This is a genomic window from Mitsuokella apri, assembly GCF_051886055.1.
GTDB lineage: Bacteria > Bacillota > Negativicutes > Selenomonadales > Selenomonadaceae > Mitsuokella.
Genome location: NZ_JBJEXT010000033.1, coordinates 1 through 19,599, shown reverse-complemented (window position 1 = coordinate 19,599; position 19,599 = coordinate 1). Strand labels below are relative to the sequence as shown.

Below are 19,599 nucleotides of genomic sequence, written 5' to 3'. Positions count from 1 at the left end.
GAAGGTACACTTCTGGCTCTTTTTTGTATATCGGGTATTTGGTATCTCCAAGGGAGGGATTGTGTTGCGCTTTATTCATACGGCTGACTGGCATCTCGGGCGCTATTTTCATGGGCTGCATTTGACGGCGGACCAGCGTGCCATCATCATGGAGCAGCTTCTGCCGCTCGTAAAAGACGAAAAGGGCGAGGCGGTCATCATTGCGGGGGATATTTACGACCGCGGCGTGCCGCCCGTCGAGGCTGTCGACCTCTTTGATGAATTCCTTCGCAAAATGGCTGAGGCCAAAGTCAAGGTTTTCTACATTGCGGGCAATCACGACAGCGAGGCGCGGCTGAATTTTGGCGGGCGTCTCATGCGCGAGGCGGGGATTTTCGTGCGCGGGCGGCTTGATGCGCAGATGAAGCCCTTCATCATCGAGGATGAGTTCGGGCCGCTCGCGGTCATGCTCTATCCTTATATGGAGCCGGCGGCGGTCCGCGCGGTCTTTGGCCTGACGGAGACGATGGACTTTGAGCGGGCGCATGAATTTGTACTGGCAGCGAGCCGCAAAAATATCCCTGAGGGCATGCGTAAACTGGCCGTGGCTCATGCCTTCCTCGCGGGCGGACTGAGCTCTGACTCGGAGCGGCCGCTCGCGGTCGGCGGTTCGGCCAATGTCAGTCCGGCGCTGTTTCGGGACTTTTCGTATACGGCACTGGGGCATCTCCACAATCCGCAGCGGGCGGGGGCCGACCATATCCGCTACAGCGGCTCTTTGATGAAGTATTCGTTTGACGAGGCGGAGCAGAAAAAAGGCGTGCTGGTCGTCGACATTGATGGTGAGGGCAAAGCCTCATCGAAATTCGTGCCGCTCGTGCCGCCGCATGATATTCGGCGCATCCGAGCCCCGTTTGCCGCGATTGAGCAGGACAGGGAGAAATATCCAGCTTCGGAGGATTACATCGAAGTCGAACTCACGGATACGGGCATCATCCTTGACGTGTTCAATAAACTCAAGGCGATATACCCGAACCTCATGCACGTGCTCTATCCGAACCTGCAGCATGAGGGTACGATGCGTGAGCAGAACGGTCAGGCTGTCCTGAAACTCACGGAGGAAACGCTCTTTGCCCATTATTATGAAGATATGACCGGAGAAAAGCTCGACGAAGGGCAGCAGGAGCTTGTGCACGGCTGCCTGCAGGAGATTTACAGGGAAGCGAGGGATGCGAAGTGAAGCCGGAAAAACTCACCATGTGTGCCTTTGGGCCGTATAAGAAGAAAATCAGCCTCGACTTTTCCGTGCTCGACTCGCAGCCGTTTTTCCTGATTCACGGTGCGACGGGCGCGGGCAAGACGAGTATTTTTGACGCCATCTGCTACGCGCTTTACGGCGAGGCCGCGACGGAGGCGCGCACGCCTAGGATGCTCCGGAACCGCGAGGCCGGTCCTGCAGACGATACGTATGTCGACCTGACTTTCCGCGTGCGCGAGGAAAAATGGCACATCAGGAGAAGTCCTGAGTACCAGCGCAAGGCCAAGCGCGGCGAAGGACTCGTGCGCCAGAAGCCCGAGGTCCTCTTAGAAAGGCTCGAAGACGGCAAAGTCACCGAAAGCTGGACGAAGGATGGCGAAGTTCATGCGCGCATTGTGCGGCTTTTGGGCTTTGAATGCAAGCAGTTCCGTCAGGTCGTGCTGCTGCCGCAGGGGGAGTTCCGCCGTTTTCTCATGGCCGACACGAGCGCGCGCAAGGAAATTATGAAGGTCCTCTTTAATACGGAAATTTACCAGAAGCTTGAGGAAAAGCTGAAGGCGAAGGCCGCAGAAATAGGCAAAGCGTATGACGGCATTGCAGAAAAGCAGAGAATTTACCTCGCCGAGGCCGGTGCTAAGGATGAAGCGGAATTTCAGGCCCTGCTTGCCGTGCAGGAGAAGCAGTCTGGGGCACTGGCAGAAAAAACCAAGGCCCTGCAGCTCATCAAGGAAGACTGCGAGAAAAAGAGGGACGCTGCGCGCGAGGTCATGACGAAGTTCCAGCAGGCGGAAACGGCGGCTGCCGAGGTGCAGAAGTGGGAAAAAACGGTGCCTGAGGATGAAGTGCTGCGGGGAACACTCGACAAGGCCGACAGGGCGGCAGGCCTCTTGGACTTTGCGGGGCAGCTTCGTAATGTCGAGCAGGATGTAAGAAAACGCGGGCATGAGCTTGAAAATCTCAAACAGCAGGGGCAAAAACTTGCCGCAGAGCATGCGGCGGCTGAGAAACTCTTTGAAAAGGTGCAGGCTGGCAAAGAGGCACATGCAGCGGAAAAGGAAGCCCTTGTCGTCCTGCGGGGACTGCTGACTGTTGCACGGGAGCTGGAAACGGCGCAGAAAGACGCCGCGATGAAGCAGGCAAGGAGCGAAGCCCTGCAGAAGGAGTCGCTGGCAGGCAAGGAGAAGCTGGCAGAAGTGGAAAAACTGTTGCAGGCAGGACAGAAACAGGCCGAAACACTCCGCACGCAGGCTTTGACGCTGGCGTCCCTGCAACTTGCGCATAAAAATCTCTTGGACGAGCAGGAAAAGTTTGCCGTTTTGGCACGTAACGAGCGTACTTTTAAGGAAGCGAAGGCAGCTCACGAACAGGCGGAAAAGGCCGCGCAGGAAGTCGGGGAAAAATGGCAGACGGCCCGCGCTGAGCTCGACCATCTGCGCGAACTTGCGAAAGAAGCCCGCGCCGTGCTGCTTGCCGAAAATCTAAAAGAGGGCGAGCCCTGCCCTGTCTGCGGCTCGGAGCATCATCCAAGGCTTGCCGAGGCCGTATCTGAGGTCGTCACGGATGCGATGCTTGAGGAAAAGGAAAAGTCAGTCGGCAAGCTGGAAAAGTCGTATCAGTCGGCTGCAGCCCAGGTGCAGGAAAAGGCAGCCCTGCTCGCTGCGGCAAAGGCTAAGGCTGAAGAAGTCAAAAAACAGCTCGGCGACAAAAGTCAGCAGGAACTCGGCGAAGAACTCCGGAAGAATGGGCAGGAGCTGCAGGCAGCAGAGCAGGCCGGCAGAGAACATGCGGCCCTGATGAAGAAAATCGCGGAGCTGCAGGAAAAGCAGTCCGACTTGCAGGCGAAGTCAGAACAAATGGAAAAAGCGGCTGGCGCAGGTGCGGCCGAGGCCGCGGCGGCCAGAGCGCTGGTCGAAGATAAAAAGGCGCAGCTTGCAGGCAGGGAACTTCCTGCCGAACCCAAGGAACTGGAACGCCAGTGGCAGCAGCGCGAAACGGCATGGCAGGACGAGGAAAAAAAGGCCGTCGGGGCAGAAAAAAACTACCATGAACTCGATACGCGCTATCATGCGGCGCAGTCGGCGTGGCTGACGAAGCGCGAGGAACTTTTGCGCAGTCAGGAGCAGGCAAAGACTCTGCAGGATAATTTTGCCAAACGGCTGACTCAGGCGGGCTTTGACGGGCAACCGGCGTACGCAGAGGCCCTGCAGGGCAGCTGGCGCGAGGAAAAGTACCGCGAACAGGTGCGGCGGGATCTTCTTGCGCACGAACAGGCCCTGCATACGGCGAGGACGAACCTTGCCAAAAGTCAGGCCGCCATCGAGAATCTGGAGAAGCCGGACCTTGCGGCGGCAGAATCTGCGGCAAGTGCGGCCCAGCAGGCATGGCAGGGGGCCCTGCGCGAGTCGTCGGCAGCCGAAACGGTGCTGGCTTCGTGGCAGAAACGGGCCGTGGCCCTGCAGAAACTTCGCGAGAAGAGCGGGGAGCTCACGGACGCCTATGCGCGCATCACGAGTCTTTCGGAGCTTGCGAGCGGCAAGACGGGCAGCAAAGTGTCATTCCAGACGTATGTGCTGCATTCGCTTCTTGGCGATGTCATGGAAATGGCGAATCAGAGACTCCTGATTATGAGCCGCGGCCAGTATGAGCTGCATGCTGGCGAACGCCTGCGCGCGAATCAGCAGGGCGGGCTCGACATGGAAATTTTCGACAATTATTCGGGGTATCCGCGCCCTTTGGCGACGCTTTCGGGCGGCGAGTCGTTTTTGGCATCCCTGGCACTCGCGCTTGGCCTTGCCGATGTCGTGCAGGCCTGTGCGGGCGGCGTGCGTCTCGATACGATGTTCATCGATGAAGGCTTTGGCACGCTCGACAGCGAGACACTCGATGTGGCTCTCAAGGCCCTGTTCGAACTGCAGAAGAGCGGCCGCCTCATCGGCATTATCTCGCATGTCGAGGAGCTCCGGAGCCGCATTCCGGCAAGGCTCGAAGTCACGAAGACAAAGAGCGGCGGCAGTACGGCCCATTTTGAGCTCGGCACGGCGGAGAGCTGAGGCAGCCTGTATTATAATAGAAGGAAGTTGAGGAAGAGATAAATGACAGCAGAACTCGATTTCATCATCGGCAGGGCCGGCACGGGCAAGACGCACGCGTGCCTTGAGGCCATGCGCGCACACCTTGCCGAAAATCCCATGGGACCGGCGCTCATCCTGCTCCTGCCCGAGCACATGACGTTCAAGGTCGAGCGCGAACTCGCCGCGAGCATCCCGCAGGGCAGGGGCTTTTTGCGCGGCTATGTCTTCGGTTTTCGCCGTTTTGCGCGCCATGTGCTCTTAGAGACCGGCCATATGAAGGTGCCGCGCATCAGCGAAGTCGGACGAAGGCTGCTGCTGCGCAAGATTTTGACGAAGCACCAGAAGGAGAAGGATTTGCAGGTTTTTGCGCGCGCTGTGCGCCAGCGCGGCTTCACGGAGAGTTTGTCGGACGCGATCAAGGAGTTTAAGAGCTACCGTCTGACGACGGACGTGCTGCGCGAAGCGGCAGAGGAACTTTCCGCGGGCACAGGCAATGAGCGCCTCGCAGGCAAACTGCAGGAAATGGCACTTCTGACCGATGAATTTGGCGCGGAGATGCAGGGCAAGGCCAACGATGCCGAGGATATGATGCAGAAACTCGCCGAAGCCCTGCCCGAAGCGGCCATCATGAAGGGCGCGGAAGTCTGGCTTGACGGCTTCATCTTTTTCAATCCGCAGGAAATGGCCGTGCTGAAGGCCCTGCTGCAGTCGGCGGCCAAGGTCCATATCACGCTGCCGATGACGGGATTTCTGCGTCCGGACGGCAAAGTTTCGCTCGACTCGCCGGAAAATCTGCAGGAGACCGCGCTTTTCAACCGGCCGTACCGCACCATGCAGGCCATCTGTCAGATGATGCGCGAGGAACTCGGCTGCACGCGGCCCATTCCGGTTCATCTGCTTTCCGGCCAGCACCGTTTTGCGGAAGATACCATCATGCCCGCGCTCGAACAGGAGCTTTTCCGCTACGGCGGCAGGGCACATGAGGGCAGCGGCGGCGTGCAGCTCGTCGAGGCCGCGAACCGGCGCCTTGAAGTCGAGAACGCCGCGGCCGATATTTTGCGGCTCGTGCGCGATGAGGGCTGGCATTACCGCGAAATCGGCATCCTCGTGCGCGATGCCGAGAGTTACGACGACCTCGTCAGGCTCGTCTTCGCCGACTACGGCATTCCGTTCTTCGAAGATGCCAAGAGGCCGAGCATTCATCACCCCTTAGCCGAGCTCATGCGTTCGGCCATTGAGGTCGCCGCGAAGGATTGGCGCTATGAGACGGTCTTCCGCTGTCTGCGCACGGGCTTTTTCCCGCCGGTCCGCGAGGATGTCGACAAACTCGAGAACTACGTGCTCGAATTCGGCATCCGCGGGCGCAAACGCTGGCAGCAGGAAGAGCCGTGGGACTGGCACCGCCGTTATTCACTCGATGAGGATGGCGAGACGGTCGATGAGGACACGGCCTCGACGCTCGCGCTCATCGACGGCCTGCGCCGTCAGTCGGTCGCGGCCCTAACATCTCTTGAAAAAAATCTGCAGCAGGCGAAAGATGTCAGGGGCTATACGACGGCACTTTACAATTTTCTCGTGGAGCTCGAGGTGCCGGCCAAGTTGCAGGAATGGGCCGAACTGGCCGAAAAAGAGGGGCGTCTTGCCGATGCGGCGGAGCACCGGCAGCTCTGGGATGACAGCATGGCCCTCTTTGACCAGCTCGTCGAGGTCAGCGGCGATGAAGAGATGAGCCTTGCGGACTTTGAGGCCATTCTGAGCGACGGCCTCGATGCCCTGCAGATTTCGCTGATCCCGCCGGGGCTCGACTATGTGACGCTCGCGCCGTTTGACCAGAACAGCCTCGATAATCTGCGCGCCATCTATATTTTAGGCGCGGATGCCGACACGATGCCGCGCCGCGTGCGCGAACAGGGAATTTTTTCCGATGCCGACCGTCTGCACATCGCGGAGACCTTGGCTGCCTGTCAGAAAGAGGGCGGCGAGGCCCATACGATTTCGCGCGGCGGTCATGAGCGGAGTTTTGGCGAAAAATTCCTGCTCTACCGCGGCTTTAACGAGGCCCATGAGTATCTCTGGCTCTCGTATGCCCTGGCCGATGCCGAGGGCAACGGCCTGCAGCCGTCACCTCTTTTTAAGAAAATCCGCGCGCTCTATCCTGAGGTGCCGTTCCTTTCGATTCCTTTGGAGACCGTGCAGCGCGATGACGATCTTTTGCTCGCGGCCCCGCGGCCGGCTCTTTCGGGTCTTGCCAATGCTCTGCGCGCGGAGCGCGAACAGGGGACGATGCAGCCCTGCTGGCGCGATGTCTACAACTGGGCGCGTGGACAGGAAAAATGGCAGCGGCCCCTGCGCATGGCTCTCGCGGGCATTTTTGCCAAGGCCGGCGAAGGGAAGCTGCCGAAGGAAATTGCCGAGCAGATTTTCACGAAGGGCACGATTCTGCGCGGCAGCGTGACGCAGTTCGAGAAGTTCCGGCAGTGTCCGTTTGCGCATTTTGCGGCCTATGGGCTGAAACTGCAGGAACGCCGCGAGTATCAGTTCCGCTCGATGGACCTCGGCCAGCTCCTGCACGCCGTGCTCAAGGAATACGGCGGCATCGTCAAAAAGGATTATGCGAACCGCTGGCAGGATGTGCCGGAGGAAAAACGCACTGCCCTCTGCGAAGAACTCGTCAATACGCTTGCCCCGCGCCTGCAGAGTGAAATCCTCCTGAGCCGCGACAATTACCGCCATTTGAAGAAACGCATCGAAAGGACTGCACAGCAGGCCGTCAATCATCTCTCGGCATGGGCTGCTGTGTCGGAATTTCAGCCGGCGTTTTTTGAAGAAGCCTTTGGGCATCCCGATGATGCGGTGCATTTAAAGCCGCTGCAGCTTGAGGATGGCTATGCGCTGTCATTTAAGGGGAAGATTGACCGCCTTGACCTGCACGAGCATGCCCCGTATTATCTGATTCTCGATTACAAGACGGGTCATGTCGCCATCAATCTCTTTGAAGTTTACTACGGCCTGCGGCTGCAGCTGCTCGTCTACATGCTCGTGGGCAGGGAGCTGCTGCGTGAAAAAGGGGAAAAACGCCTGCCGGCGGGCATCCTCTATGCATTTTTGCAGAATCCTCTGCTGCAGACGCGCAAAAAATACACGCAGGCGGAGCTTGAAAAGCGCGTCAATGCGGAACTGCGCATGCCGGGCTGGGTGCTTGCCGACCTCGACGTGGCCAAGGCCATCGATGCGAGCTTCTCGCACATCAAACCAGGGCTCAGTCAGGTCCGCGACGAGAAGAAAAAGGCGGTGCTCGGCCCCGACGGCGAGCCCGTCATGGACTTTGACGCCAACAGCCGCAAACGCGGCTACATCAGGAGCCCTGAAGAATTCGAGCTCATGCTTGCCTATGTCGATTACATCCTGAAGGATACGGGCAGGGCCATCCTCTCGGGCGATATCAGCGCGAGCCCGTACCGCCTGAAGGACAATAAACAGCAAAATGCCTGCACCTACTGCGAGTACCGCGATGTCTGCGGCTTTGACCCTAGCCTCGATGGCTTTGACTACCGCGATATCGGGCCCGAGGACGACAGCGTGCTCGAAGAAAAGATGGCAAAGTGCACGGGGAAGGAGGATTTACTGGATGAAATACACAAAGGACCAGCAGAAGGCAATTGAGACAAGGCATAAGAACATCCTCGTGGCGGCAGCTGCGGGCTCTGGCAAGACGCGCGTGCTTGTCGACCGCATCATCGCGCAGCTTCTCGCGCGTGAGTGCAGCGTCGATGAAATGCTCGTCGTGACCTTCACGAATGCCGCGGCCGCCGAGATGCGCGAACGCATCGACAAGGCCCTGCAGCAAAAACTCGTCGAAGCCGAGGACAGGGAGACCATTGACTGGCTCGAACGCCAGCTCGTGCTGCTTTCCGGCGCTTCCATCTGCACGTTTCATGCGTTTTGTCAGCGTGTCATCCGGCAGAACATCGAGGCCCTTGACGTCGACCCGCAGTTCCGTCTTGCAAGCGACCAGGAAATGGTGCTTCTGCGCCGCGATGTGCTCGAGGAACTTCTCGAAGACTCGTATAAAATGCCGGAAGATGAAGAAGAAAAAAAGGCATGGCAGGATTTTCTCGAGTTTGCCGATGATTACGGCGACGACCACGGCGACGAGGGCGTCTATGACGCGGTGCTGAAGCTCTACAATTTCTGCCAGAGCCAGCCTTTCCCAGAGGACTGGCTGCGCGCACAGCAGGAGCGTTTTGCTTATATTAAGGAAGGAAACGGCTTCTGGCAGACGCCGTGGACGGATACCATCGTCGAAGCCCTCGGTCAGGAAATCGAGCGCAGCATCCGCCGGTATGAAGAGACCTGCGCCCTTGTCCGCATCAATCCCGATGAATCCGAGGCTGGGGCTGAGGCGAAAAAGTCGCAGGCCCTGATGGCCGCCTGGCAGCCTTATGTCGAATACCTGCAGTCGTGCATCGAAAAAATGGAGGATGTACAGGCCGCTTACCGCACGGCCGTGCTCGAAAAAAAGGCGGGCGGCTGGGATGCGCTTGCGGCTGTCGCGAAAAAATGGCGTCAGCCCGTGCTGCGCGGCAAAATCTACAATGATCTGCGCGACAATTTCCCGGAAGTCAGGCAGGCCTTTGAAAAGAGCCGCGATGAGGCCAAGAAAATCTTCACGGACGCGCGCGATAAATACCTCGCGGAGTCCGAGAAAGAAGTCATGGCAGGTCTTTTGGCATGCGGCGCGACCGTGCGGCGTTATACGAATCTGACCCTGCGCTTCATCAAGGCCCTGCAGGCCGCGAAAAAAGAGCGCAATATTCTCGATTTCAACGACCTCGAGCATTTTGCTCTGGCTGTGCTCTGCGCCGACCCCAAGAAACTGGCCGCAGCGAAGGAAGAAGATTTTCAGGGCGAATCGGGCGAAGCCCTGCGCACGGAGGCCGCGCGTGACCTGCGCGAGAAATATGCGGTCATCATGGTCGACGAATATCAGGACACAAATGGCGTGCAGGAGGCCATACTAAATCTCATTGCGCGCGAGGACAACCGCTTTACCGTTGGCGATGTCAAACAGAGCATCTACCGATTTCGCCTCGCGGACCCGTATCTCTTTCAGCAGAAGTACGATACGTATCCTGAAAATCCAGGTGAGGATGACAAAAATCAGCTGATTACGATGAAGCAGAATTTCCGCAGCCGCGCCGAGGTGCTCGCCCCGATTAACTTCATCTTCGACCAGGTCATGCACCGTGGGCCGATGGAAATCGAGTACGACGAGAAGAGTCGGCTCTATCCGGGGGCCGACTATCCGGAACACGCGCAGAGCCTCAAGGGACCGATGGAAATCGATATTATACTGCGCGGCGGCGAAGATGAAATTTCGTCGGCGGGCACTCAACCGAGCCAACAGAATCAACAGAACCGGCAGAATCAGGAGGATGAGGCCGAGGAACTTGAGGGCTTTGAACTTGAGGCGCAGCATATTGCGGACCGCATTGCAGGGCTGATGGAGTCGGGATGTAAAGTCTTCGATAAGGACGCGGGCGGCTATCGTCCTTTGGCTTACCGCGATATTGCGATTCTCTTGCGCGCGGTCAAGGGCAAGGCGAATACCCTGCTCGAAAGTCTGCGCAAAAACAGCGTGCCTGCTTACGCCGATGTCGATGGCGGCTATTTCGAGGCCAATGAAGTCCGGCTCGTGCTGGCTCTTTTAAAAGTCATCGACAATGCGCGGCAGGAGATTCCGCTCGCGGCCGTGCTCGTCTCGCCGATTGGCGGCTTTTCGATGGAGGAGCTCGCGCGCCTGCGCATGTCCGTGCCCGACGAAGACCTTTACGGCGCTCTTTTGCGCAGCCATTCGCCGGAGACGCCGCTGCCGAAGGACTTAGCCGACAGGGCCGCCGATTTTTCGGCCGCACTCAACAGCTGGCGCAGCTACGCCGTGAGCCACAGCGTGCCTGAACTCATCTGGAAACTCTACAGGGAGACGGGATATTACGATTATGTCGGCGGCCTCAGGGGCGGGCTTCTGCGTCAGGCCAACCTGCGCATGCTTGCCGACCGCGCGGCCGAGTACGAGAAGACGAATTACCGCGGCCTATTCCGCTTCCTGCGTTTTCTTGAGGATCTCAAGAAACGCGACACGGACCTTTCCGTTGCGCGTACACTCGGTGCCAGCGAGGATGTTGTGCGCATCATGAGCATCCATAAGAGCAAGGGGCTGGAATTCCCCGTGGTCATCGTCGCCGATATCGCGAAGGGATTCAATGTGCGCGACGCACAGGGCGTTTTCCTGCTGCACAAGGAACTCGGCATTGGGCCGCGCCTTGTCGAGCGTTCGGCCGCCGGCCGTCAGATGTATACGACGATGCCGTATCAGGCCATTGCCGCGCGCATCACGGCGGAGACAAAGGCCGAGGAAATGCGCGTGCTCTACGTCGCTATGACGCGTGCCCGCGAAAAACTCATCCTGACGGGCACAATCCCTGCCGCGCACTGGGAGAAAATGGCCGCGCGCTATTGCCGCGGCCTTGACGAACAGGACCTTGCGCTGCCCGATGAGGAAATCCGTCAGGCAGGCAGCTATCTCGACTGGATTGCGCCGGCCGTTGCGCGTCATACGGATGGCAAAATCATCCGGCAGGCCGCAGACCGCGACTTCGGCACGATGCTTGACAATGTGGAGCCCGATGCTCATTTTGCTGTACAGCTCCTGCAGGGAAATCGCATTCAGCCGCATGAACAGGAAGAAAATCTCGACGACCCCATCCTCATCGCCGTGCGCGGCCATCAGCCGCTGCCGGCTTCTGCTGAAAAAGAACTCGTCGAAAAGCGGCTGAACTGGCATTATGAAGGCGAGGAGCTCACGGGCATTACGGCTAAGATGACCGTTTCCGAAATCAAACAGCGTTTTGCCGAGGAAATCCGCAAGGAAGAGCCGGCTTCCGTGCCTCTCGTCAAGACAGAAGAAAATCTCGTCTGGCGCCGGCCGCAGTTTTTGCAGCAGAAGGGCCGTTTGTCACCGTCTGAGCGCGGTACACTCATGCACAGCATCATGCAGAACCTCAATCTGCAGGGCGATTTGTCGCCCGATGGCCTCAGGGCGCAGGTATCTTATATGGAAGCAAAAGGCCTGATTGCCGCAGGTCATGAAAGTGCCGTAAACTACCGCAGCATCGAAAGATTCTGTGCATCTCCGCTGGGAAAACGCCTGCGCGGGGCGAAAAGCATCTGGCGCGAACTGCCTTTCAGCCGCATGATCCCGGTCGGCGAAGTCAGCAGGGCCTATGCGGAAAGTCACGAAGAAATCTTCATCCAGGGCGTCATTGACGTGCTGTTTGAAGAACACGACGGCAGCCTCGTCCTGCTCGACTACAAGACCGACCGCGACACGACGCCAGACAAAGTCCGCCGCCACTATGCCAAGCAGATTGAGCTCTACCGCGAAGCCGTCGAGAGCGTCCTCAAGAGAAAAGTCAAAGAAAGCATCCTCTTTATGCTGCAGGATGGCACCATTGTCACGATTGGCCCCGAATGCTGAAAATCAGGATGGGCCATCTATTGACGAATTGACTTTTCTGTATTATAATATCCTTTACAAAAGGTTGCAGAACCCTGCAATCGCCTTTTACAATTTACCTTAGGGGGATGTAAAGGTTTCGACGGGGTATTGAAGCCACGAAGTTCGCAGGCCAATGGTCATGAAAGCCTAAAGCTTGACCGCTAAATTCAACTGACGAAGCTGAATACGCTTACGCTGCCTGAGCCTAGCTCAGATAGCCCCTCTGGAAGTACGAACCGTCAGCCAACCCGGAGGCTTTAAATAAAGACGGCAGTTTCCTGTTTTGTAAAAACAGGTGGTGGAGAACTCTGAATCCCAGAGTTTCGCTCCTATGATGCCCGCATTCTCGGGCTACTGCGATAATGCTTTGTGATGTGGATGTATTTCGGACAGGAGTTCGATTCTCCTCATCTCCACCATGATGTGGACTGTCGCCGGCCGGTGCTCGGAGCACGGCTGGGGACAGATGATATAAAAAGTCGGAGTTTTTATGACTTCGACTTTTTTTCTTGCCATTTTATCCCCCTGGGAGGCTTACATAAAAGAACATCTTCCCTTACAATATAGAATATGAATTCTATTTATGGGAGGTTCTTATGCACATTCCAGAAAACTACCTGAGCCCCTCAACCTGTGCAGTGATGGGCGCGGTCATGGTCCCTGTCTGGCTCATGGCCGTTTCGAAGGTGCGCCGTCATGTGCCGCAGGATAAACTGCCGCTTTTAGGCATTGCGGCAGCCCTGTCGTTCCTCAGCATGATGTTCAACATCCCGCTGCCGGGCGGCACGACGGGGCATGCGGTAGGCGGCACGCTGATTGCTATCTTGTTCGGGCCTTATGCGGCGTGTCTTTCCGTCAGCATCGCTCTGCTCATTCAGGCCCTGTTTTTCGGCGACGGCGGCATTCTCGCCTTTGGGGCGAACTGTTTCAATATGGCCTTGGTCCTGCCGTTTACGGGCTACGGTGTCTACCGTTTCCTGCGCGGACATTTAAAATCGCGTTCCGGCGAGTATATCGCGGCGGGGGCCGGCGCTTATGCAGGCATCAATGCTGCGGCTTTTGTGGCTGCCGTGGAATTTGGCATTCAGCCGCTGCTGTTCACGGATGCTGCCGGACAGGCTCTTTACTGCCCGTATCCGTTCTGGATTTCCATTCCGGCCATGATGATCGGCCATCTGACGCTCTTCGGCCTTGCGGAAGTCGTCTTCACGACGGCGGTGCTCGCGTATCTGCGTAAGACCTCGCCGGACCTCTTTGGCTCTGTGCGCATGAAGACGAACCGCGCACTTTACGGCCTGATTGCCGCACTTATCGTCTGCACGCCGCTCGGCCTGCTCGCTGCGGGTACGGCCTGGGGAGAATGGGACCCGGAGGAGCTTGCGGGACAGGATTTCCTCGGCAGTGTCCTCGGCTATACGCCGGCCGGCATGGAGCAGGGCTTCTCATTTGACGCGCTGTTCCCAGACTACGCGGTTGCGGGACTGCCCGATGCGTTTGGCTACATTTTGTCGGCTCTCATCGGCACCGCCCTGCTCGTCATCATCTTCAAGATGGCGGCGCCGCTCTTTGCCTCGCATACGGATTACGGCGACTCGCTTTCGAACCGTTGAGGCCGTAATTATGAGGCTGTAATTCCTATATATAATAGAAAGATTTTGTTGATTTTTGAGGTGTTTCTTCATGAAGGATTTGCCGGCTTGGGCAAAACGGGAAGAATCATATAGACCTGACAAGGACCGGGATGCATTCATTTCCCGGTCTCTTTTGCGTATCATGGGAATGCTGAAAGTGCTGCGCGCACAGGCCGGCAGGCGCCATCACGGTCAGGCCGGACTTTATTTCGTGCTGCTCGTGCTTTTCCTGCTCGCCGTGGTTACGGCAAGGACTTCGGCCTTCCTCTGGACGGCTTTGGGCGGCGAACTCCTGCTGCTGGCCTTTTTGCCGGCAAAACTTTTGCGGCAGGATATCATGGGGGCTCTGGCGGCCGCTGTTTTCTGTCTGCTGCTCATCCTGCCGGCCCTGCTCTTTTGGGGGAGCGGACCTGTCCTGCTGCTGCCGTTTAAGACATTTCTCTGCGTGACGGCGTTGAATCTTCTGCAGCAGCATTTTTCATGGCACGAGCTCACGGCGGCCCTGCGGCGCTTTCATCTGCCGCCCGAAGTCATCTTCATTCTCGATACGACCCTGCGCTACCTCGTGCTGCTTGGCGATCAGGCCTCGCTGCTTTTGACAGCGCTGAAGCTCCGGTCCGTCGGACACAACCGCAAAAAGCACAAGGCCATGGCCGGCATCATGGGCATCGTCATGCAGCGTTCGCAGAGACTGTCCATCGAGATGGCTGAGGCCATGCGCTGCCGCTGTTTTACGGGCGAATACCCGCTGCTGCAGGCAAAAAAGAGCAGCAGTTCCATCGGTTCCCTGCTGCCGCCTGTCATCCTGCTTCTTGTTTACGGCTTTCTTTATCTGCGTTTGGAGGGCTTTTTGTGATTGCGTTAGAAGATGTCTGCTGTGCGTTTGACCATGAACCGGTCCTGCGCCATATCAGCTTTACGATAAAAAAAGGCGAGACCGTGCTTTTAACGGGACCGAATGGCTCGGGCAAGACCACGCTGCTGCGGCTCTTAAACGGCCTCGTCTTCCCGGAAATCGGCATGTATACGTTTGAAGGGACGCGCATTACGCCGGCGAAGATGCGCGAGCACCGCTACTCAAAGTACTTTCATCAGCGCATCGGCTATGTCTGGCAGAATCCCGATGCCCAGCTCTTCTGCGCAAGTGTCGAAGAAGAATTGGCCTTCGGTCCCCTGCAGATGGGGCTGCCGGAAGAGGAGGTGCGTCAGCGCGTCGAAGATGCTTTGGCGTATTTTTCGCTGACGAAACTTCGCGATAAAGCCCCGTATTATCTTTCGGGCGGCGAGAAGAAACGCACGGCCCTCGCGTCAATTTTCACGATGAACCCATCCGTCTGGACGCTCGATGAGCCAGAAAATTTTCTTGATGCCGAGAGTCAGCAGTGGCTTGCCGAGTTTCTGCAGTCCCTGAAGGAAGCGGGCAAGACCATCATCGTGACCTCGCATCATCCGGATATCACGGGCCGCCTTGCCGACCGCGAACTTCGCCTGACCTCCGACCACAATCTCGCGGCTGACTGACAAAAGACAGCGGGATGGCCGTAAAATTTACGGCTTACGGCTGTGACGAGTTGTTTGTCATCGCATAATAACAGCGTATCACATACAAGCGGCATTTTTTATCGCTATGATACTTGGAATACAGGGAGGATGTAGTTTTTTATGAGTAAAGAGCGGATTTCTTTTGCGTCGGATTACCTCGAAGGGGCACATCCGTCTATATTGAAGAGACTTTTTGATACGAATATGATGCAGACGGCAGGCTACGGCTTTGATGAATTTTCCGAGTCGGCCCGCGCAAAAATTCGTCAGGCCTGCGAAGCTCCTGAGGCTGACATTTTCTTCCTCGTCGGCGGCACGCAGACGAATGCGACGGTCATCGATGCCATCCTGCGTTTGACGGAAGGCGTTATCGCGGCTGATACGGGCCATGTCAGCCTGCACGAAGCAGGGGCCATTGAATTTGGCGGCCATAAGGTCCTGCCGATTCCTCATCAAAATGGCAAACTCACGTCTGCAGGCATCGATGCTTATGTCAAGGGCTTTTACGCTGACGGCAACCATGACCACATGGTCGCGCCGGGCATGGTCTACCTCTCGCAGCCGACGGAATACGGCACGCTTTACTCCCTCAAAGAGCTCACGGCCATCAGCAAAGTCTGCCGTGAGCATCATCTGCCTTTGTACCTTGACGGTGCACGCCTTGCCTATGCACTGGCCTGCAGAGAAAATGACGTGACTTTGGCGGATATTGCGAGACTCTGCGATGCCTTCTACATCGGCGGTACGAAATGCGGCGCTCTCTTCGGCGAGGCCGTCGTCTTCCCGAAGCACGGCTTCGTGCCGCATTTCTTTACGATTACAAAACAGCACGGCGCACTCCTCGCCAAAGGCCGCATCGCCGGCATTCAGTTTGACACGATGTTTACGGATGGCCTTTACGAAAAAATCGGCCGGACAGCCATCGAAGCCGCCGACAAAATCCGCGGTGTCCTGCGCGAAAAGGGCTATCAATTTGCCATGGAGAACCCGACGAACCAGATTTTCATCGTGCTGACAAAAGAAAAATGCGCGGAGCTTGCTAAGGAAGTCGAGCTTGGCTTCTGGGAGAACGTCGATGAAGGGCATTGCGTTATGAGGATTGCGACGAGCTGGGCGACGACCGAAGAGCACGTAGATAAATTATTGGAGATGCTTTGAGTTCGGTGCAATGAGGCGTCCATGCTATACCTATCCAACGTTCCGCGCAGCAGGCTGAAGCTTCACTTATGGATAGGTATAGCACGGACTTAGATTCTGCAGCAAAAGCGTATCACTCGATAAGCGAGATCATGCGGAAGATGTGCTATCGATGAAGTGACTACGGTAAAAGCGATACTTTGCTGCCGCCGTTAAGGAGAAGAAGTTAGAGCATGGGAGGAAAGGGGTAAGCAGAAGCGGAGCGTTTGACTGCCTGCGTGAAGAACGGATTTTTTGACAGCCAGAACCCTTGCGAAAGAGCGTCGTTCAAACGAAGTGCGTTTAGCTCTTTCGTAAGGATGCATTAGAAGTCAAAAAATCCGTTTAGCAGGCAGTCACCGCGGAGTGCTGCTTGCCCCTTTCCGGCGTAACGAGGCGGCGAGGATGGATGCCTGACGTTCCGCGCAGCAGGCTGAAGCTCCACTTACAGACATCCATCCTCGCCTTAAATTATGTGTACATAGGAGAATCCCCCTTGACTCTATAATCATTGTAGTGTTTACTATAAGGTCAGGAGGGATTTTTTTGACTAGGAATTTAACGACAGGCAGTGTCTTCAAGAACATCATCTTTTTCTCGCTGCCGTATTTTCTTTCGTATTTTCTGCAGACGCTCTACGGCATGGCCGATCTCTTTATCATCGGGCAGTTCGAGGGAGCGGCGAGCATCACGGCGGTTTCGATTGGCAGTCAGGTCATGCACATGCTGACGGTCATGATTGTCGGACTGGCCATGGGCACGACGGTCACAATTGCGCAGTCCGTGGGTGCGGAGGACAAGGAGTGCATCAAAAAGGCCGTCGGCACGACGACGGTCCTGTTTTTTGGTGTTTCCCTCGTGCTGGCCGTGCTCTTTATCCTGCTGCGCAGCCGCATTGTCGCCGTCATGGCGACGCCAGCGGAGGCGGTCACGGGGACAGAAGTATATCTTTTGATTTGCTTCTTAGGCATTCCGCTGATCACGGCCTACAACATCATCGCCTCGATTTTTCGTGGCCTCGGCGATGCGAAGAGTCCGATGTATTTTGTCGCCGTGGCCTGCATAGCCAATATCGTGCTCGATTATATCTTCATGGGCGCGCTCGCCATGGGGCCTGCCGGTGCGGCACTCGGCACGGTGCTTTCGCAGGCCCTGAGCGTCGTGCTGGCGCTGCTGTTTATCCAAAGCGGCAGGGCGGGCATTCGCGTGACGCGGGCGGATTTTCGGCCGGACTTCGCTGTTTTGCGGCGCATTCTGCGCATCGGCGTGCCCGTTTCGCTGCAGGACGGCTTTATCCAGATTGCCTTCCTCGTCATCACGGTCATCGCGAATATGCGCGGCCTGACGGATGCGGCGGCCGTCGGCATTGTGGAAAAAATTATCAGCTTCATTTTCCTCGTGCCTTCGTCGATGCTCTCGACGGTCTCGGCACTCGGCGCGCAGAATATCGGCGCAAAAAAATACGGCCGTGCGCAGCAGACTCTGTGGTATGCTCTGGGCATGACCGTAAGTTTTGGCATCATCGTCGCCGTGATCACGCAGTATGCGGCATATGATATGGTCGCGCTGTTTACCTACGATACGGCGGTCGTCGCATCTGGCGAGGCCTATCTGCAGGGCTATATCTTTGACTGCATCTTCGCGGGCGTGCATTTCTGCTTCAGCGGTTATTTCTGTGCCTGCGGCCGTTCGGAGATCTCGTTCCTGCACAATGTTGTCTCGATTGTCACGGCGCGCATCCCTTTTGTTTATCTGACTTCCATCTGGTATCCGATGACGCTTTTCCCGATGGGCCTTGCCACGGCAACGGGGTCGCTCGTGTCCGTCATCATCTGCGTCAGCGCGTTCCTGATTCTGCGGCGTCACGGCAATCCGGCCTTTATTGGCGAGGGGAGTGGGATACGTGAATTCTAACGATAGAAAAGGTTTGTTTCGTATCGGCGAGGTGGCCAAATTATTTCATCTCAGTATCAGCAGTCTGCGCCATTATGAGGATATCGATTTGCTGCGGCCGGCGTACATCGACAAGGCGACGGGGTACCGTTATTATGGCCTGCAGCAGTTTGAAATGCTCAATACCATACGCTACCTGCGTGCCCTTGACATGAAACTGCCGGATATCCGTGATTTTCTGCAGCATAAGGATGTCGGCCATATCTGTGAGCTCCTAATGGAACAGCGTCAAACGGTGCAGAAAAAAATTGCCGAGCTCACGCGCATTGAGCGTAAACTCGACAATCGTCTTTGCCAGCTGCAGGCTGCCATGTCAGCAGAATATGATGTCGTTCACATCGAGCGGCAGCCTGCACGGCGTATGGTTTGGCTGCAGCATGATCTTAAACATCCGCAGTCACATGATTTTGAAGAGCCCATCCGGCAAATGGAAGGCCGGCAGCAGGAAGCACTGGCCTTCCTCGGCAAGGTTGGCATCAGCATGAGTGTGGAAAACATGAAGGCGAGAAACTTTTCAGCTTACGACGGCATGTTTTTGCTGCTGGATGCAGAAGACCATTATGAAGGCAAGGCACTGGAGCTGCCGGCTGGTGACTATGCGGTCTTGATTTTTCGCGGCAGCCACAGCGAGGCGGGCGGCCGTTACCAGAGTCTTCTTTCCTATATAAAAGCAAAAAATCTGCAGATTGCAGGTCCCTCAGAGGAAATTACCCTGATTGATCAGGGCTTTACGAGCAATGCCGCAGATTTTGTTACGGAAATCCGCATTCCGGTTCAGGCAGCGGATACGGCGGCAGCGCGCGGATAGAGACGCGCGACGCTGTGTTTGTGCTCGTTGTAATAATAGATGGGATGAGCCGGATATTTTGCATGCAGGACCTCAAAGATGGCCTGCGGCTTCATGTTCGTGAAGAACGGCAGGGAGCCGAAGATGAGGTTTTTGCCGATGACGTGGAAGCCGGCTCTTGGCTTATCGCGCAGGGTGTCGATATTTTCCTGCGGATGGTCGGTGAGATAATGGTCAATACAGCCCATATGCTCCTCGGCGGTGTAGACTTCATCGCCTAAGATGACACCGGCCTTATCGCGTGTGCAGACATCGAGCTCTTGGATATGGAACACTTCCTTGAGCGGACGAAAAACGAGTTTTTCCTGTTCCATGATAATGCATCTCTTTTCTTTTTATTCGCCTCTATTATAGTCTTAAAAAGACAAAAAGACAAGAGTGGACGGATGAACTTGACAAAGCACGGCTGTCTTTGCTATGATAGTTCACGGTTTGTAACGTCTAAAACTCGGGCAGGGTGCCTGAGAGGTGGATTTTTCTGACAGCATCTGCATAATGCTGTCATTTTCGCCACGCAGTTTCTTGCTGCGTGGCTTTTATTTTGCCTGTAAATCGGAGATGTATCGGGGAGTGATTTTTTTGCA

At 56.5% G+C, this 19,599-nt stretch carries 11 protein-coding genes and 1 other RNA gene; 11 read left to right on the top strand and 1 reads right to left on the bottom strand.

All coding sequences use genetic code 11. From position 1 onward, the window contains the following. Nucleotides 1–61: 61 nt before the first annotated feature. The 11 genes from ACI4OH_RS03940 to ACI4OH_RS03890 all read left to right on the top strand — a co-directional run bounded on the left by ACI4OH_RS03940 (nucleotide 62) and on the right by ACI4OH_RS03890 (nucleotide 18,976). Nucleotides 62–1,219: an exonuclease SbcCD subunit D gene (locus tag ACI4OH_RS03940; protein ID WP_439784220.1), complete on the top strand. Its 1,158-nt coding sequence runs from the start codon at nucleotides 62–64 to the stop codon at nucleotides 1,217–1,219. Continuing rightward, complete coding sequence (locus ACI4OH_RS03935) at nucleotides 1,216–4,287, top strand: AAA family ATPase (RefSeq protein ID WP_439784219.1); 3,072 nt, start codon at nucleotides 1,216–1,218, stop codon at nucleotides 4,285–4,287. Before ACI4OH_RS03940 ends, ACI4OH_RS03935 begins: the two co-directional genes overlap by 4 nt. 42 nt (nucleotides 4,288–4,329) lie before the next feature. After that, nucleotides 4,330–7,971 carry a helicase-exonuclease AddAB subunit AddB gene (gene addB, locus ACI4OH_RS03930; protein ID WP_439784218.1) on the top strand — a complete coding sequence of 1,214 codons (3,642 nt, stop codon included), beginning with the start codon at nucleotides 4,330–4,332 and terminating at the stop codon, nucleotides 7,969–7,971. Next, nucleotides 7,937–11,845, top strand: coding sequence for a helicase-exonuclease AddAB subunit AddA (gene addA / locus ACI4OH_RS03925; RefSeq protein ID WP_439784217.1), 3,909 nt, complete (start codon nucleotides 7,937–7,939; stop codon nucleotides 11,843–11,845). Before addB ends, addA begins: the two co-directional genes overlap by 35 nt. 103 nt (nucleotides 11,846–11,948) lie before the next feature. Then, nucleotides 11,949–12,285: a transfer-messenger RNA gene (ssrA, locus tag ACI4OH_RS03920) on the top strand. 177 nt (nucleotides 12,286–12,462) lie between these two features. Further along, on the top strand, nucleotides 12,463–13,476 hold the full coding sequence (cbiM, locus tag ACI4OH_RS03915; protein WP_435721307.1) for a cobalt transporter CbiM: 1,014 nt from the start codon (nucleotides 12,463–12,465) through the stop codon (nucleotides 13,474–13,476). Nucleotides 13,477–13,645: 169 nt separating this feature from the next. Continuing rightward, nucleotides 13,646–14,353, top strand: a complete 708-nt coding sequence (locus tag ACI4OH_RS03910) for an energy-coupling factor transporter transmembrane component T (protein ID WP_435721308.1) — start codon at nucleotides 13,646–13,648, stop codon at nucleotides 14,351–14,353. Beyond that, nucleotides 14,350–15,018 (top strand): energy-coupling factor ABC transporter ATP-binding protein, encoded by a 669-nt coding sequence (locus ACI4OH_RS03905; protein ID WP_435721309.1) that lies wholly within the window; start codon nucleotides 14,350–14,352, stop codon nucleotides 15,016–15,018. Before ACI4OH_RS03910 ends, ACI4OH_RS03905 begins: the two co-directional genes overlap by 4 nt. Before the next feature lie 141 nt (nucleotides 15,019–15,159). Further along, entirely contained in the window at nucleotides 15,160–16,197 is a 1,038-nt protein-coding gene (locus ACI4OH_RS03900) for a threonine aldolase family protein (protein ID WP_435721310.1), read from the top strand. 564 nt (nucleotides 16,198–16,761) lie between these two features. Then, nucleotides 16,762–18,129 (top strand): MATE family efflux transporter, encoded by a 1,368-nt coding sequence (locus ACI4OH_RS03895; protein ID WP_435721311.1) that lies wholly within the window; start codon nucleotides 16,762–16,764, stop codon nucleotides 18,127–18,129. Next, complete coding sequence (locus ACI4OH_RS03890) at nucleotides 18,119–18,976, top strand: MerR family transcriptional regulator (protein ID WP_435721312.1); 858 nt, start codon at nucleotides 18,119–18,121, stop codon at nucleotides 18,974–18,976. The genes ACI4OH_RS03895 and ACI4OH_RS03890 overlap by 11 nt, the downstream gene beginning before the upstream one ends. On the opposite strand, the gene ACI4OH_RS03885 is transcribed toward ACI4OH_RS03890, so the two are convergent. Continuing rightward, nucleotides 18,943–19,329 carry a hypothetical protein gene (locus tag ACI4OH_RS03885; protein WP_435721313.1) on the bottom strand — a complete coding sequence of 129 codons (387 nt, stop codon included), beginning with the start codon at nucleotides 19,327–19,329 and terminating at the stop codon, nucleotides 18,943–18,945. The genes ACI4OH_RS03890 and ACI4OH_RS03885 overlap by 34 nt on opposite strands. Nucleotides 19,330–19,599: the final 270 nt, after the last annotated feature.